This is a genomic window from Demequina rhizosphaerae (genome assembly GCF_000971255.1).
Lineage (GTDB): Bacteria > Actinomycetota > Actinomycetes > Actinomycetales > Demequinaceae > Demequina > Demequina rhizosphaerae.
This window is the reverse complement of sequence record NZ_BBMC01000006.1, coordinates 205,865-222,302: the sequence shown is the minus strand read 5'-3', so window position 1 is coordinate 222,302 and position 16,438 is coordinate 205,865. Positions and strand designations below refer to the sequence as shown.

General features: G+C 67.0%; 12 protein-coding genes. 8 read left to right on the top strand and 4 right to left on the bottom strand.

Translation table 11 applies throughout. From position 1 onward, the window contains the following. Positions 1-95 precede the first annotated feature (95 nt). The 7 genes from AOM07_RS10250 (at position 96) to AOM07_RS10220 (ending at position 7,081) form a co-directional block, all read left to right on the top strand. The gene (locus AOM07_RS10250; protein ID WP_062311905.1) at positions 96-971 is read left to right on the top strand and encodes an IS3 family transposase; all 876 of its coding nucleotides are present in this window, start codon (positions 96-98) and stop codon (positions 969-971) included. Positions 972-1,278: 307 nt separating this feature from the next. After that, complete coding sequence (locus AOM07_RS10245; protein ID WP_062313443.1) at positions 1,279-1,845, top strand: hypothetical protein; 567 nt, start codon at positions 1,279-1,281, stop codon at positions 1,843-1,845. Positions 1,846-1,880: 35 nt separating this feature from the next. Then, positions 1,881-2,615 carry a S1 family peptidase gene (locus tag AOM07_RS10240; RefSeq protein WP_062313440.1) on the top strand — a complete coding sequence of 245 codons (735 nt, stop codon included), beginning with the start codon at positions 1,881-1,883 and terminating at the stop codon, positions 2,613-2,615. A 900-nt stretch (positions 2,616-3,515) separates the two neighbouring features. After that, positions 3,516-4,313, top strand: coding sequence for an IclR family transcriptional regulator (locus AOM07_RS10235; RefSeq protein ID WP_228372758.1), 798 nt, complete (start codon positions 3,516-3,518; stop codon positions 4,311-4,313). After that, entirely contained in the window at positions 4,303-5,310 is a 1,008-nt protein-coding gene (locus AOM07_RS10230; RefSeq protein ID WP_062313438.1) for a C-terminal binding protein, read from the top strand. The genes AOM07_RS10235 and AOM07_RS10230 overlap by 11 nt, the downstream gene beginning before the upstream one ends. Next, a complete protein-coding gene (locus AOM07_RS10225) occupies positions 5,307-6,332 on the top strand; it encodes a zinc-dependent alcohol dehydrogenase (RefSeq protein ID WP_082101724.1) in 1,026 nt (341 codons plus the stop codon). The genes AOM07_RS10230 and AOM07_RS10225 overlap by 4 nt, the downstream gene beginning before the upstream one ends. Beyond that, entirely contained in the window at positions 6,329-7,081 is a 753-nt protein-coding gene (locus AOM07_RS10220) for an SDR family oxidoreductase (protein WP_062313431.1), read from the top strand. The genes AOM07_RS10225 and AOM07_RS10220 overlap by 4 nt, the downstream gene beginning before the upstream one ends. Positions 7,082-7,554: 473 nt before the next feature. On the opposite strand, the gene AOM07_RS10215 is transcribed toward AOM07_RS10220, so the two are convergent. The 3 genes from AOM07_RS10215 to AOM07_RS10205 all read right to left on the bottom strand — a co-directional run bounded on the left by AOM07_RS10215 (position 7,555) and on the right by AOM07_RS10205 (position 12,445). Beyond that, positions 7,555-8,646, bottom strand: a complete 1,092-nt coding sequence (locus tag AOM07_RS10215; RefSeq protein WP_062313428.1) for a mandelate racemase/muconate lactonizing enzyme family protein — start codon at positions 8,644-8,646, stop codon at positions 7,555-7,557. Between the two features lie 188 nt (positions 8,647-8,834). Then, positions 8,835-11,285: a glycoside hydrolase family 2 protein gene (locus tag AOM07_RS10210; protein ID WP_228374432.1), complete on the bottom strand. Its 2,451-nt coding sequence runs from the start codon at positions 11,283-11,285 to the stop codon at positions 8,835-8,837. A gap of 104 nt (positions 11,286-11,389) precedes the next feature. Then, the gene (locus AOM07_RS10205) at positions 11,390-12,445 is read right to left on the bottom strand and encodes a LacI family DNA-binding transcriptional regulator (RefSeq protein WP_062313424.1); all 1,056 of its coding nucleotides are present in this window, start codon (positions 12,443-12,445) and stop codon (positions 11,390-11,392) included. A 428-nt stretch (positions 12,446-12,873) separates the two neighbouring features. On the opposite strand from AOM07_RS10205, the gene AOM07_RS10200 reads away from it, so the two are divergent. Further along, complete coding sequence (locus AOM07_RS10200; RefSeq protein ID WP_228374431.1) at positions 12,874-15,192, top strand: beta-galactosidase; 2,319 nt, start codon at positions 12,874-12,876, stop codon at positions 15,190-15,192. A 126-nt stretch (positions 15,193-15,318) separates the two neighbouring features. Here the strand turns inward: AOM07_RS10200 and AOM07_RS10195 are convergent, their stop codons facing one another. Next, on the bottom strand, positions 15,319-16,428 hold the full coding sequence (locus tag AOM07_RS10195; RefSeq protein ID WP_062313420.1) for a glycoside hydrolase family 117 protein: 1,110 nt from the start codon (positions 16,426-16,428) through the stop codon (positions 15,319-15,321). Positions 16,429-16,438: the final 10 nt, after the last annotated feature.

Sequence of the window (16,438 nt, the reverse complement as noted above, 5' to 3'; positions counted from 1 at the left end):
AAGGCTCTGGAGGCCGAGAATGCCCGTTTGAAGCGCATCGTGGCGGAGCAGGCTCTGGACATCAGCATGTTGAAGGACTTGACCCGGGGAAATTGGTGAGCCCGGCTCGCCGCCGGGCTGCCGTGGCGCGGCTGGTGCGCCGTTTCAAGGTGTCGGAGCGGCGTGCCTGCTTGGTGGTGGGGCAGCATCGCTCGAGCCAGCGGTACGTGCCGGTGGCGTCGGACTTCGAGGCGCGCCTGGTGGCCGCGATGCGCGTGATCGCCGACGCTCATCCGCGGTGGGGGTATCGGCGGGTCCATGCGGGGCTGGTCGCGGATGGCTGGCAGGTCAACGTCAAACGGGTCGAGCGGTTGTGGCGGGCGGAGGGGTTGCAGGTGCCCTCGCGGCGTAAAGGTGCTGGTCAGAAGGCGTTGGGTTCGGATGAGCATGCCTTGTGGGCGTTGCCAGCGCTGCGGGCGGGGCATGTGTGGTCGTACGACTTCATGTCCGTGCGTACCGAGCGTGGGGTGGCGCTGCGGGTCCTCAACATCGTCGACGAGTACACGAGGGTCTGTGTCGGCTACGACGTCGACTATTCGATCGGCGCGGCCGGGGTGCGACGCGTCCTGGAGCGGGTCTTCGCCGAGCATGGTCGACCCGAAGTGATCCGGTCGGACAACGGACGGGAGTTCATCGCCACATCGCTGCTGGGATGGCTGCGTGAGCTGGGGGTGAGGCCGGTGCAGGTCGCCAAGGCCAGCCCGCAGCAGAACGGCTTCATCGAGCGCTTCAACGGGTCGATGAGGGACGAGCTGCTGCATCGAGAGGTGCTGCACTCGCTGACGGAGGCCCGCGTCCTGATCGGGCAGTGGGTGCGGCATTACAACACCGAGCGACCCCATTCTGGTTTGCAGATGCGGACCCCGGCGGCGTTCGCGCGCTACTGTGCCGAGCAGGCAGCTACGACACCCGTGTCACGGCAGCCCGTGTGACGTGAGAGGGGGTGGATGAGGGTGACTACCAACACGCTGACTGGACCAGTCCAGATCGCCCTCGAGGGCCCCGGAATCACGACCCACTCGCAGTCGACGTGGACCAAATCATCGGGGCGGGTCAGTGTTACCTCGAAGAGCCAGTACAGCTCGAGCCACACCCTGTATTTCAAGCAGAGCACCTCGAAGACGATGTGTGGCAATAACGCCTACCCGGGGTCCGCAGGCCGCATCCGTGGCAAGGGATGAACGCGTGGCTCGTGCCATTGCGCGGTCTTTGCGATGGTGTGTAGCCACAACTGTTGTAGTGGCCGCGTTGAGTGCCTGTGGCGCCGACGACAGCGATCAGGTGTATCCGGACGCTGCAATCAACAATGACGTGGATCAACCGCTGCACTATGGCGTCGACTCCGACTTCGTCCCCGATGGAGCGGACTGGTCGACGGTCGTCTCGTGGTGGACCGAAACTGAGTCGGCTACGTCCTTCGGGTTCCACCTCTGCGTGGACGGCGACGCACAGGCGACGATCACCGCAGTCGAGCCACTCAACAGTGTGGGCGAGGTCGAGGTGCTTCCCCCTTTGGTCTTGACACTTGGCAGCGAAAGCCTCCTGTTCATCTCCAAAGCGGGATACCCTCCCGACCTCGCCGAGGGGGATGAGCTCGGGCCCGCAGAGGCCACGCCGATCACCTCGGGATGCGGTTCGAACGACCCTCAACAGGGGCTCGTCGTGGGACTGCGAGCGCTCGACACCACGGGTGGGGGTTGGCGCGGGGTCGGGATCTCATACGTGGTCGAGGGATCCGATTATCGACTCGAGATCCCATCCGAGCTGTACATGTGCGGCACCTCCACTGAACCGTGCGGCGAATGAGCCGCGAGAGTCGAGCGCATCCAGCACGAGCCGCCGTGCTCGCCGGGTTCGTTGCGTTGGCGCTTGCCGCTTGCACTCACGACGATGGCTCTGCGCAGCAGCTGGACTGGGGGCCGGTGGTCGACGCGCCGGCGCTCGTCGTATTCGAGGGCACGTCGCTCGACGCCCTCACTACAGGCGCCGTGTGCAGCGCGGGCATCGTCGATGGCGTGGTCGTGACAGCAGCGCACTGCCTCGACATGGGCAGCGTCGATGTCGTTGTACTGCCAAATGGCACATGCGACGCCGACGGTGCGACGCGCCTGAATGTGGGCGAGCCCTATGACACAGGTAAGGACCGCGGCGACCTCGCCATCCTTCCGATCCGGGACGACTTCGATGCGACCCAGCCCGTGGCCATCAACGTCGAGTACGCAGCGCTCGGGTGGGCCACCGTGCAATCCAGCGGCATTCGCACGTGTGGGCTTCACGCCACCGAGGTCGACATCGTCGCGGGGTCCCACTGCGCCGAGGCCGGCGCTACCCCTGCGGAGCCGTCCAAGCCTGAAACGATCTGCGCCCGGGCCGTGGGCCAAGACGTCTGTTCAGGCGACTCCGGCGGGCCACTGGTAGACGCCGATGGGCGCATTGCCGGAGTCGTCTCGCGAGGCGCAGGCTGCAAGCAAAACGGCTACAGCGAGTACGCCGCCGTGTGCCCTGCACTCGATCAGGCGATCCCAGGATCATGCGAACGAAAATCGGTATCGGCAACATCACCTGCGCGTAGCTGAAGGGCGACCGCGCCACAGGTCGCGCTCTGCGCCAGGCCCCCAGACATCTCGCGGAGCCTGACCCGCTTCCGTGGACACCTGATCTGAGGCGATGATCGTCTTGGAAGGGAGTCCCACGAATGCCCGCACCGAAGTCGCCGGAGTTTAGGCGTCGAGCATTGGACCTCGTCGCGTAGGGTGAACCTGTCGCGGCGGAGGCCAACGCTCCAGGTAGCCGGTCTACCTCGGACTTCTCCGAACCGGCCACCACAGGCTTGTTCGGAAATCGAGCCAGTTATGTTGGGGAAGGTCCCTCAGGGAGGGCCCGCAAGGGCCGACTGGGACTCCCAGCAAGGCGAGAAGGCCGCCTCCGACTGATGTCGGGGGCGGCCTTCTGCTTTGTGTGCCTGTGTATTCGTGTTCGAGGGCTGTCACGGCTGTTTCCGGGCATGCTTGCGCGTCCGGCCCTTACGGGTCCGGAGGCGATCGCCGCTGTTCTGTTCCGGTGGCCGCCGCTTGCGCGGTGAGCTGGTCGGGCGGCGAGAGGTCCTCGCCGAGGACCGAGGTGCCGTGGCCGCGATCCGGCTGGCCGGAGTGGCCGGCGTCGAGTCTGGATCATTGGCGGTTGGCGCGGTTCGAGCCCCGCCGCGCCATCGATGTCCTTGCCCACGGCGCACCCCGCGAGGCCGCCGACGTGCTCGCCTTGACACGTGAGATCCGCAACGAATGGGGCCACTGAACGCGGAGCGCTCGTTTTCGACCCGGCTTCGCGCTCGCAGGGCACAGTGGACGGCCCTGGTCACGGCGAGGCGCAGTACAGGACCGCGCGCTGCCTCGGGGTTCCGTGTGATGGAACATAGTTCTGCCGTGTGGTAAAAAGGAGGTGTTGGTGACAGCTGGTACGAAATCAGGAGGCAAGAGGTGACGGACCCGACCCCCGAGCGCGCGGCATCGTCTTCCGCCGTCGAGAAGATGCTTGCGGTGCTCGAGGCCGCAGTCGGCGCGACCCGCTTCTCATCGATCGTGGCAGCGACGGGCTTGCCCAAGGGCACCGTCCATAGAATTCTGGCGGAACTGTCCGAGCATGGCTACATCACGCCAACGGAACGCGGTGAGTATGCGCCGGGACCCAAGTTCCTCAGTCTGGCCGGCAAGGCCTTCGAGCGGCTCGACATCTCGGGAATCGCCAAGCCGTTCATCGACGAACTCGGCGATCAGGTCGAGTGCACCGTCCACCTCGGTGTGCTCAATGGCGACGAGGTCATCTACGTCCACCGCCGCGACGCGGCGAAGGCCTACCGCATGCCGTCGCGCGTAGGGGCGTCGGTGCCCCTGCACTCAACGGCGATCGGGAAGGCGATCCTCACCGCCTTCGACGACGACGCGGTGCGCACGTATGCGGTGCGCACGGGGCTTCACCCCCAGACCCCCCGCACCATCACCGACGCCGCGCGCCTCGTCGGCGAGGTCGCCGAGGCTCGCGAGCGCGGCTTCTCGATGGAGCGCGAGGAGAACGTCCCCGGCGTAGCGTGCGTCGCTGCGCCCATCACCGACCACACCGGCCGCGTGACGCACGCGGTGTCGGTATCCACTCTCGCGATCGAGCACACGACACAGCAGATGATCGCGATGGCGCCCCGAGTCATCGCGGCTGCGCGCGCCATTGAGGCAGCGCTTGGCGCACCCACGACCGGAGGACCGACCACAGATGTCGAGTGAAGCACGCAAGCACACGGTAGTTGTCACCGAGTGCGACCACGATGCGTTCGCGGAGGAGCTTGCGGTCGCCGACGCGCGGGACATCACGCTCCGGTTCGCGAACGCGGCTACTGACGCCGAGCTTGTCGAACGATGCGCGGACGCGGACGGCATCCTCGTCCAGTACGCCGCCATCACCGCAGACGTGATGGACGCTCTGCCCCACCTCAAGGCGATCGGCCGATATGGGGTGGGCGTCGACAGCGTCGACGTGGCCGCCGCGACCGCGCGCGGAATTGCAGTCTGCAACGTGCCCGACTACGGCACCGAGGCGGTCTCCGATCACGCGATCGCGATGGCGCTCGCGGTGGCGCGCGGTGTGACGCGGCTCGACCGAGCGGTGCGCCGGGGCGAGGTCGACCTCAGCGCGGTCAGGCCGCTGCGCCTGATCGGCGGCAGAACGTTCGGCGTCCTCGGCGCAGGACGCATCGGAGCCGCGGTGGCCAGAAAGGCACGCGGCCTCGGGTTCGAGGTGATCGGTTTCGACGAGCGCGCCAACCCTGGCGAAACGTTCAACGGGGTTCAGATCGTGGCGCGCGATGACCTCTTCGCGCGCGCCGATGTGCTGTCCGTGCACGTGCCGCTCGATGAGAGCACCCGGGGCATCGTCAATCAGAAGCGGCTCGCGTCCATGCCGCCCGGCGCGATCGTGGTCAACACGGCGCGCGGAGGAGTGATCGACACCCCGGCGCTCGTCGCTGCGCTCGACGCCGGGCATCTTGGAGGTGCGGCCATCGACTGCCACGACGTCGAGCCTCTCCCGGTCGACCACCCGCTGACGCGCTTCGAGAACGTCGTGCTGTCTCCTCACTTCGCCTGGTACAGCGAGGAATCCTACGGCGAGCTCAAGCGCCGCACCATGGAGAACGTCGTGACCGTGCTCGAGGGCGGCCAGCCGCGGAACATTCTCAATCCCGAGGTTCTCGGGCCAAAGGCGACCGAGGAGGACGCGCGATGACGCAGATGATGCAGGCGGCAGTGTGGACTGGAACCGACACCATCGATGTCCGGGACATCGTTCGGCCCGAGCCGGCCGCCGGTGAGGTGCTGGTCCGCGTCGAGCACGTGGGCATTTGTGGCACCGACCTTGCGATCATGCATGGCGCGCACCCGCGCGCTCAGGCTGGACTGGTTCCAGGCCATGAGATCGTCGGTGTGGTGGCCGCGGCCACGGCAGACGGCCCGCCGGTGGGTGCCCGAGTTGTCTCGGAGCCGCTCATCACCTGCGGCGAGTGCCGAGCGTGCCGGACCGGATCGTCGCACGTATGCAAGAACCTCGGTCTTTTCGGCATCGATGCCGCTGGTGGACTGGCGGACTACGTCGCGCTGCCGGCTGCGTCGCTTCACGTCGTTCCGGGCCATGTTCCTGCGCTCCAAGCAGTGTTGGTCGAGCCGCTCGCGGTGGCGGTCCACGCTGTCGACATGGCGGGGCTGAGCGAAGGTGACACGGTCGCAGTGTTCGGCGGCGGCCCGATCGGCATCCTGGTCGCCATGGTCGCGCGGCAGGCGGGCGCGCGAGCCGTCGTGATCGCCGAGCCCAACGATTGGAGGCGCAAGGTCGCCGCCGACCTCGGATTCGTCGCGGTCGACGGCGCCGAAGCCCTCCGTGCGGAACTGTTCGACCTCACGGACGGCGAGGGTGCGGACGTCACCTTCGACGCAGCCGGGCATCCATCGATCACCACCGCGCTTACGGAGGTCACGCGAGTGCTCGGGCGCATCGTCATCGTCGCCGTGCACAAGAAGCCCGCCGAGGTCGACCTCCGCGCGGTGTGCTTCAAGGAGCAGTCACTTGTCGGCGTGCGCGTCTACACGCACGCCGACGTGCAGCGTGCCGTCGAGCTGCTCGCGGGTGACCTCGACCTCTCGACGCTGCCGGTGGCGTCGTATCCCCTGTCCGCGGTCGAGGATGCCTTCCACGCCGCGGCGGACGGCGGCGGAGCGCTCAAGGTCCTCGTTTCTCCCGGAGGTGCAGCGTGAATCCATTCGATCTCACAGGCACAACCGCCGTCGTCACCGGTGGCGGACGCGGCCTTGGAGCGGGCATCAGCCGGAGCCTGCTCGATGCAGGGGCGGACGTTGTGGTGATGTCGCGCGGAGATGTCCCATCCGAGCTGCGTGAGCATGCCGCCGCGGCCGGTCGCACGATCGACCACGAGCAGTGCGACCTCGCAAGCGACGTCGACATCGCACGCGCCGCCTCTGCGGTGCTCGCGCGTCACCAGGTGGACATCCTCGTCAACAACGCGGGGACTCAGGAGCGCTACCCCGCTGTCGAGTTCCCACTTGAGGCGTGGGATCGCGTCCTCCAGGTCAACCTCCGGTCGGTCTTCCAGCTCTGCCAGCTCTTCGGAGCTCCGATGGTGGAGCGCGGAGAGGGCGCCGTGGTCAACGTGGCCTCGCTGCTGAGCTTCCAGGGCGGGATCACCGTGCCGGCGTATGCGGCGAGCAAGGGTGCCGTCGCGCAGCTCACGAAGGCGTTGTGCAATGAATGGGCGGGCCGCGGGGTGAACGTCAATGCTGTCGCTCCCGGGTACATGGCGACGGACATGAACGAGGCGCTGCTCGATGACCCGGTCCGGTCGGCCCAGATCTCCAGCCGGATCCCCGCGGGGCGATGGGGGGCGCCGGCAGACATGGGCGGTGCGGTGGTCTTCCTCGCGTCGCGTGCCGCCGCCTACGTTCACGGACAGGTGCTGGCAGTGGATGGCGGTTGGCTGGCGCGCTAGCCGACGGGATGGCTACGAGGCGGGAACGGACCGGAGTGCCTGGGTGCCGCCCGGCCTTCTCTGTGGACGCTGAGCGCCCGGACGGCAAGCTTCGGACGGCTCCCGGGTGCTGGCCGCAGTGGGGCGTCGTCGCACGACACCTGCTTCGCGCCCCGGCGTTCGTGTGAGATCCCTGCCCCGTGTATCAGGCCGGTCCAGAGCGCGGTCGGTTGACGCGGCCGGGTCTCGCGCCGCGCGAGGGCGGGGCCTCTCGCACGCCTCGCCGCGCGAGCAGCCCGATGGGCCCAGGACCGGCGCTTTGAGGCGGTTAAGGTGGTCCGACTCTGTCGACGGTGCGGGAGCGGCATGGCGCGGGCGCCTCGGCGCCTATGGAGCGCCGGCTGGCCCGCAGCGATACCGGTGCGGTCGCACGGGCGCGGTGGCCGTGAAGCGTCTTGGTGCCGCGGACGGCCCGAGACGCTTCACGGCTAGTCTCACGCGGGAATCAGCGCTCCCAGCCTGTCGAAGTCGAGCACCACTCCGTGGCCCGGCCGCTCGGGGGCGGTGGTGCAGCCGTCCTCGATCTCCATCGGATGCGCGATGAAGTCTTCGAGGCCGAAGCCGTGGGCCTCCATGAACGTGCGATGCGGCGCGGCGGCCATCGCGTGGACAGTAAGGTCGTGGACACCGTGGGAGGTGAGACGGAGGTTGCGCGCCTCGGCGAGCGCGGCCACCTTGCGGAATCCTGTGTACCCGCCGATGTTGCTGACGTCCGGCTCGGGAAGCGTCACCGCGCCGGAGTCGATCGCGTGCGCGAACTCGTAGATGGTATGGAGGTTCTCGCCGGCGGCGATCGCGTGCCGGCCCTCGGCGACGATACGTGCGTGGCCGCGGACGTCGTCGGGGATCGTCGGCTCCTCGAGCCAGGTGAGGTCGAACTGCTCGAGCGCGCGGCTTGCGCGCAGCGCCTCGTCCACCGTCCAGCGCATGTTGGCATCGGCCATGAGGGTGAAGCCGTCGCCGAGGTGGTCGCGCATAGCTGCGACGCGGGCGACATCCTCGCGGAGGTCGGCGCGGCCGACCTTCATCTTGATGGCACGGTAGCCCTCGGCAACGAACCGGTCGGCCTGGTCGAGCAGGGCCCCAAGCGGAAACTCCAGGTCGATGCCTCCCGCGTATACCGGCACCTTCGGGTCATACCCACCGAAGAGCTTCCACAGCGGTGCCTCCGCACGGACGCCGATGAGGTCCCAGAGCGCGATGTCCACCGCGGAGATCGCGGACGTCTGGTGACCGCCGCGCCCGGCGTAGTGAAGGCGCCACCACATGTCCTGCCAGCGCTGCTCGATGGCGTACGCCTCGTGGCCGATCAGCCCGTCGGCAAGATCGCGGTCGACCATGGTGGCCACCGCGGCGCCGCCATGATTGACGGTGTACGAGTAGCCGACACCGGTGGCGCCGTCGGAGTCCGTGATGCGGACCGTGATGAGCTCGAAGTCCATCATCGTTCCGTGCGTGCTGTCCGTGAGCGTCTGCTTGAGTGGGACTCGGTACAGATCAGTGCGTACCTGGGCGATCTTTGCCACGGGTCTAGGCCTCTTTCTCGGCGCATGCGGGTCCCTTGTCGTCCTCGTCTGCGCCATTGGATCGACGAGGTTCCTCGGTGAGCTGATGCCGGCGTTCGTGACGGCGGGCCCACGTTAAGGTAACCGGTTTTTCTCAGGCTAGTGAATGAGGTGGGTGCGGCGCAAGATCCTTGCGCCGCACCCACGGCTCACGCCGGGTCTTCCTCGCTCCACATGTCGGGCCAGTAGCGGTAGACGCTATGGCCGTGCTGCTCGAGGCGGGTCGCCGCGTCCTGCTTCATTGCGAGGCTGCGCGCCTTCGCCGCATCCTGATCGCCCACGAGCAGCGTGTAGGCGTTCTCCGCGATCGGGGTGCCATCCTCACTCGTGAGCGAGAGCGTCACGTCAAAGGTGCCGACCGCGTCGGTCGGCACCTGCCACGACACGGCCGTCACGGCCGCCGCGCTGTCCGCGACGACGTCGATCTGCGTCGAACCCGAAGCCGCGCGCTGACCGTCACCTGTGAGCACCTGCCAGTCGAGGCGCACGGGTCCGAGGTCGCGGTGGTAGTCGTTGATCACCCAGGCCATGGCGTCGAAGCGGTCGCCGGCGGACCAGCGCCGCTTCTCGAACTCGAGGCTCGGCAGGACGGGCTGGTACGTGCGCTTGAGCCAGTCGAACGAGGCCTTCTTCCGTCCGTAGTAGTCGATCACGCCCCACTTGATGTCAGGCACGTGGGTCATGAAGTGGCACAGTGCAACGCCGCTCATCTTGGGCTTGCGCCGACGGTAGGTCTCGAGCGCGAACTGGATGATGGTGCCCTGCGCCAGCTGCGTGGCCTCAACGAACTCCTCGAGGCTCCCATCGCGCGGATCGCCGAAGACCTCGAAGTTGAGCGCCTTGAGGATGTCGATGTCCGCCCAGTGATAGGCCCAGCTCGGACCCATCGGCCAAAGCTCGTCCTCAGGGATGAATCGGCGCAGGCTGTCGATGCTCGGGGCGGACGCTGCGGTCAGCTCCGGGATGATCGCGCAGTCGAGCCGGGGGTAGTACTCCTCCATGAACTCGCCGCCGCCCTGGTAGTAGTGCTCATTGGCGTGCATGCTCTCGTGAGGCCCGAATCCGAGGCGCTGCCCGGCTTCAGAGCTGAGCGGCGAGGCGAGCCCGTACGGGATGTTCGTGTGCTGCGCGACACCCTCGCCGATCGCCTTCATGAGGGCGAGATTGCCGCTCTCCTCGTGCGCCCCCGAGAAGAAGACCTCCTCGCCGCCCATCCAGTAGATCTGAGAGGCGTGATTGCGCCGCGCCTTCACGACGGAGACGCATTCTTGGACCACGTCGTCGATGAACTCCTGGTCGTCGGGGTAAGCCTGGGTCGCGAGGCTGAAGTTCGTCCACACCGTGATGCCTGCTTCGTCGCAGAGTCGGTAGAACTCAGGCGTCTCCGGTGGGTGCCATCCGAAGATGCGGAGGTTGTTGATGTTCGCCTCGCGCACCAGCGCGACTCGGTCCTCGTACTTCTTGAGGGTGTTCCTCCCATAAAGGAACGAAGGCTGCCCGCCCCAACACGCCGACCGGAGGAAGTGTCGCTTCCCGTTGACCATGAACGTCCACGGGAACTCCACCTCCTCGGCCGAGTAGCCGGGGTTGAAGGCCATCTCGATCTCCCGGAGTCCGATGACCTCGGTCTGGTGGTCCAGCACACCGTCGTTGCCCACAGCAGAGACTGACAGCTCGTACAGGTTCTGGTCACCCATGTCCCACGGCCACCAGAGTTTTGCGTCGGCGACCTCGATGTCGAACGTGAAAGACGATTCGCCAGGGGGCGCAACGACGGGCTGGTTGGACCGTACTGTCGCGACATCGACGTTCCAGCCCGTCAGGGTGGACTCGAGGCGAAGCTCCTGAGACACCTCGGTGTGGTTCACCAGCTCCGCCGTCACCGAGACGACGGCGGCGTCCTCGCCGTGCACCGCGACATCGGTTCGAATGCCGGCGATCCGGGTCTCGCCGGTCGCCTCGAGGCGGACGGGACGCCAGATTCCGAACGGAACCAGACCGGAGAAGTAGTCGCCCGAGAAGTTGACCTTCTTGCCGCCGCAGTTGCGGTAGTTCTTCGGCGGCGGGTCAAGCTTCACCATGAGCATGTTCGCGCCGCCGCGCCAGTCCTCCCAGCTGATCGCGTCGGTGACGTCGAAGTCGAAGGACGAGAACATGCCTTCGTGGCGGCCGAGCGGAACACCGTTGAGCCAAACATCGCAGCTGTAGTCGACCCCGTCGAAGACGAGCCGTAGCTTCTTCCCCTTCATCGCCTCGTCGACGCCGAAGCGAAGGCAGTACCACCACTCGTACTCCGCAACCCACTTCGCGCGGTGCATGTTGCGGCCCATGTACGGGTCATCGAGCTCGTTGGCGCGCTGCAGGTCGGTGTACACGTCGCCCGGCACCGAGGCGAAGTTCCAGCTGAAGTGTGTGCCCTGGTATTCGGCGGGTAGGAGGTGCAGGCCCTCGACGACGCCCTGCCCGGGGCGCATCCTCTCCATCTGCCAACGGTGCCCACTGAGGTCTTGGACGATGCGTCCCATGCTGCTCCTTTGCACATAGGGGGATCGAGACGTTCGCTCAGAATCCCACTGCTCCAAAGAATACCGGTTTTTCATGGACGCGCGACCCCACGCTCGCGCGGGTCTGCGCGTCGACGATGGCGGGCGTCGCGTGGGCCAAGGCGGCGGGCAGCATGGTGCTGCGCCTACGCATGTGTCGGTCAGCTGGCGGGAGGTGCCGCCACAGACTTCCGCGGCACAACCGCGAAATGATCTTCGATCGCCACCGAAGCTGCGGGCGCGCCTCCCACCTGCTCCATGAGAGCGTCGACCGCAGCCACGCCGAGCGCGTTGAGAGGCATTGACACGGTCGTCAGCGCGGGGTTCAGGTAGTTGGCGACCGGAACGTCGTCGTAGCAGATCACCGAAAGGTCGTCGGGCACGACCCGGCCGGCCTCCCGGGCCGCGGCAAGCACGCCGACCGCTTGTCCGAACGTAGACACGTAGAGCGCGGTCACCTCTGGCGCGCGAGACAGCAGCTCGTGGGCAGCCTCGAAACCGCCCTGTTCGTCGAAGTCGCCGGCCGCAACGAGATCGCCTGCAAGGCCGAGGTCCGCCATCTTCGATTTGAAGCCCTCCGTGCGGGCCACTGCCGGCTGCAGGTCGGGCGGACCGGAGATGATCCCGATGCGCTCATGGCCGAAGCTGGCGAGATACTCGACCGCCAGGCGGCTAGCGCCGCGGATGTCGACCGTGACGTTCCTCCGGGAGCCCGGCACCTCGCGGTTGACGAACACGTGGGCGACCGAGTCCGGGTGCTCGACCAAGGCGGCCACGAGAGGGCTCTCGGGCCGAGCAGACGCGACAAGCAGGCCGTCGACTCGACCCGCGTCGACGAGCTCGGAGTACTCCTCGGCGCCAGCCGGAGCGTGCGAGGCATCCTCCGCGATCAGCACGACGTAGCCGAGCTCACGTGCTCGCCGGATCGCACCGCGGAGGATGACCGCGTAAACCGAGTTGGTGAGGTCGGGGATGAGGAATGCGAAAGTGCCCGTCCGTGCCACGGAGAGGGCGCGCGCGCCAGCGTGCGGACGGTAGCCGAGCTCGCGCGCAGCCTCGAGCACCCGCTCCCTCGTCTCGGGGCGGGCACGCAGTGTCGGGTCGTTGTTGAGCACTCGGGAAACGACGGACTTCGTGACACCGCTCAGCTCGGCCACGTCGACAAGTCTGGCCCGGACACGCGGCGCATTACCCGCGCCCGTGGTCGTCTCGCTCATCGGAGGCCCTCCCTGGCATGCGCTGACGCGAGCGTTCCGGGTACGGATGCCAGCTGTTCTGCAACGGTGATAGGCCGAGCATAGCGCCGACGCTGCGGTGGCCTGCCGCGCGCTTGTCCCTCGGCGCGCCTGGCCGTCGACGACAGCCGGTGCTACCCCAGGTAGTTCGGCGGACCTGTCGTGATCGATATGTCCAGAAATCTTTGAAATATCGGTTGCGCAACCCCGGAAAAGCGGTTTACCTTGCTCGTGCGAGATGCCCGCAGTCGGTGGCGGCTCGCCCAGGACGGTCGACGGAGACCGCAGATCGGCTCACCCCCTCCGACGGCCCCGATCAGGAAGGACACAACGCTGTGACCAATCTCCTACCCACCACGGATGCGCTCCTTTGCGCGACCGACTCACGTGCCCGCCGACGTCGATGGCGGATGACCTCGGCCGCCGGCGCGATCGCAGTCGCGGTCGCCGCGACAGCTGTCGGCACCGCTGCGGACGCAGCCCCAGACGGACCTGATCTCGGCGACGAGACCGTGCTGTACGACTTCGATGCCCCCACGATCCCGTCGGAGGTGCTGTCGTGGAACGCCACGCGGACGCGGGTGGGCGCCGAGGACGGCCGGATGCTGGTGCACTACAACTCCAAGGAGCAGTTCTTCGCGTCGATGCTCTTCCGTCCCGCCGCGCCGTGGGACCTCTCCGGGTCGACCTCAGTCGGCCTGGCCATGGATCTGAGCAACCCGACCGATCGCTCGACTCAAATGATTGTGAACATCGCTGCAGGCAACGGTGTCGCGACGCGCAGCATCAATGTCGCCGCGCACAGTTCTGGGACGTACTACATCGACATCGCCAGCCCCGCCAACTCGCTCGACAGCGGACTCCGTGCCGACCCGTCCTGGCTCGCAGACAAGTCGGTGCATCAGGCGGTCTGGATGTGGGGCACGAAGGAGATCGATCCGTCCAGCATCAGCGAGGTCACGTTCTATGTCGCGGGCGCCCTTCATGACAAGGAGGTCATCGTCGACAACGTGCGCATCGCGCGTGACGCGCCTGCTGATCCCGACTACCTCACGGGGATCGTGGACAAGTACGGTCAGAACGCGAAGGTGGAGTATGAGGGCAAGGTCCGCACGGATGCCGACCTCGTCAAGCAGCGCAAGGCCGAGGCCGCCGACCTGGCTGCCCACCCACCGCTCGCCGATCGTTCGCCGTACGGCGGATGGGCCGACGGCCCGAAGCTCGAGGCGACCGGGTACTTCCGGACCGAGAAGGTCGACGGCAAGTGGGCCATGGTCGACCCGGACGGCTACCTCTACTTCTCGACCGGCATCGACAATGCGCGGCTCTTCGACGGTCAGACCCTCACCGGCTACGACTTCGACCATGCGCAGCTCCCCGAGTTCGATGACGAGTACGTCGGCGGCCGCACGGCTGCAACCCCCGAGGACCTGAACCGCCTCGACGGCGCCATCCTCGAGTCACGTCACGTGGAGAACGAGGTTCGCGCGAACATGTTTCTCGACCTGCCCAAGTACGGGCAGCAGCTCGGCCAGCACTACGGCTACTACCCGCAGACGTTCGCCGGTCCTCTCGAACAGGGCGAGACCTTCCAGTTCTATCGCGCCAACCTCGATCGGAAGTACCCGGGCAAGAAGAACACGAACGCGTTCATCGACACGTGGCACGACAACACCGTCGACCGCATGCTCTCGTGGGGCTTCACGTCTTTCGGCAACTGGACCGACCCGGCCCAGTACGACAACGGCCGGATCCCCGTGTTCGCTCACGGGTGGATCACGGGCGACTACAAGACCGTCAGCACCGGACAGGACTACTGGGGTCCGCTCCCCGACCCCTACGACCCTGCGTTCGTCGATGCGGCACGTGAGACCGCTGAGGCGGTCGCTGCGGAGACAGGTGCGGAGAACCCGTGGCTTGTCGGCGTCTTCATGGACAACGAGAAGAGCTGGGGAAGCACCGGCAGCTTCGCGACGCACTACGGGATCGTGATCGACACGCTCAAGCGCGACGTGACGGCGAGCCCGACCAAGGCCGAGTTCAGTGCCGTCGTCAAGGAGAAGTACGGGACCATCGAGGCTCTCAACGCCGCGTGGGGCACGGCGATCCCGTCGTGGGCCGCCTTCGACGCGGGCACCTTCGATCAAGGCACCAACACCGCGGCGAAGACGCCGGACTACTCGTGGCTGCTCAAGCATTACGCTTCCGAGTACTTCCGCGTCGTCTCCACCGAACTCGAGACGGTCCTCCCGCACCACATGTACATGGGGCCGCGCTTCGCGAGCTGGGGACGCACGCCCGAGATCCTCGAGGCCGCTGCGCAGTACGTCGATGTGATGGCCTACAACGAGTACCGGGAGGGTCTGCACCCGCAGCAGTGGTCGTTCCTTGCCGACCTCGACAAGCCGAGCCTCATCGGTGAATTCCACTTCGGTGCGACCGACGCGGGAAGCCCGCATCCCGCGCTCGTCTCCGCCGGGTCGCAGGAGGAGAGGGGCCTCATGTACACGGAGTACATGGAGAACCTCATCGACAACCCGTACATGGTCGGTGGCCACTGGTTCCAGTATGTGGACTCGCCCATCACGGGTCGGCAGATCGATGGCGAGAACTACAACATCGGCTTCGTGTCTGTGACGGATCGTCCGTACCCCGAGATGGTGGACGCTGCCAGGGAGGTCAACAGCGAGCTCTACGACCGTCGGTGGGGAGGCCTGCTGCAGGACTGACACGCTGGCCCCGGGGGCGTCCGTGCGGTGCTGCGGTCGCCCCCGGGGGTGTGCGCCCCGCCCACGAGGCGGGCGCGCAAGCGAACGGCCCCGAAGACGACAGGTCTCCGGGGCCGTTCCGTGTTCCTAGGGCGTCGCGGCGCCGGGCGCACCGGGCGGCGGGGACGAGAGGTCCGCAAGCTCTGGGGGGCTGCCGGCCGCGTACAGGTCCTTGCGACGCTCATCCGCCGCGAACCCGCGGATGTAGTGCCACGGCCCGGTGACGTCGTGGGATAGGCCCCAGCGCAGACCGTCGAGGCCCCGCACGGTCGGCCGCTCCTCACGGAACGGACCCGCGGCGACCGGAGGATCAGCGAGGTGCGCCATGATCTCGAAGTTCTGTCCATCGCGGGCGAACTGCACGGTGTTGCGTTCCGGGCCGTCGGTGGTGAGAAGCGCTGCGACCCCGTCAGCATGGAGCCAGAGGCATGTCTCATGGCCGCTGTTGGTGATCGGGTTGAGCGGCGACCTCTCGTAAGGGCCCTCCGGCGCGTCGGCGATCGCGACGCCCCAACGCGTTGCGCGGCCACCGCCGGCGAACTTCTCCGCCATCTGCTCGCCCTTGTAGTAGAGGTGGAATCTTCCCCCGAACGGCAGGAGTAGAGGATCGTGGACCTTGAGGCTGTCAAAGGGTCCCGTGTGCACGACCTGCAGGTGGTTGTCCTCATCGCCGAGCCATTCGCCGCCTTCCGCGGGGCGCAGGATCGGGTGCGGCGAGCGGGTCCACGGACCGGCGGGGTCGTCCGCCCACGCGATCGCGATGCTCTCCTTGCTCCTCAGCCGGTACGGCGATGCGACCACCTGGTAGACCAGGTAGAAGCGACCCTCGTGGTGAAGCACCTCAGGCGTGAAGACACTGCGGTCGTCATAGCTGCCTGGTTCCCCCGCACCGAGCGCCCGATCGGTCTCGATCCACGTGAGGCCGTCGGTGGAGGTGGCGTGCCACACCTCCGAGCGATCCCAAGGGAAGACCTTCGCATCGTCGCCCGCTGCAAAACCCTCGGCGACGCCGGTCGACTTCGTGTACCAGACATGGAAGGTGCCATCGACCTCGATGACGGAGCTCGGGTCGCGGCGGTGCACGCCATCCTCGACCCCGAGCCCCGACACGTCGTAGTAGCGGAAGTCGCAGAACCACTCCGCCGACCGCGGGTACCGGTCGAGACGGCGCGTCGCTGCGCTGATGACCTCGTTCACGTGATGACTC

Excerpts from the sequence above, each read along its gene's own strand:
- AOM07_RS10230 (WP_062313438.1), top strand. The coding sequence starts at position 4,303 with ATGTCGAGTGAAGCACGCAAGCACACGGTAGTTGTCACCGAGTGCGAC.
- AOM07_RS10225 (WP_082101724.1), top strand. The coding sequence starts at position 5,307 with ATGACGCAGATGATGCAGGCGGCAGTGTGGACTGGAACCGACACCATC.
- AOM07_RS10210 (WP_228374432.1), bottom strand. The coding sequence starts at position 11,285 with ATGAAAAACCGGTATTCTTTGGAGCAGTGGGATTCTGAGCGAACGTCT.
- AOM07_RS10205 (WP_062313424.1), bottom strand. The coding sequence starts at position 12,445 with ATGAGCGAGACGACCACGGGCGCGGGTAATGCGCCGCGTGTCCGGGCC.
- AOM07_RS10200 (WP_228374431.1), top strand. The coding sequence starts at position 12,874 with ATGACCTCGGCCGCCGGCGCGATCGCAGTCGCGGTCGCCGCGACAGCT.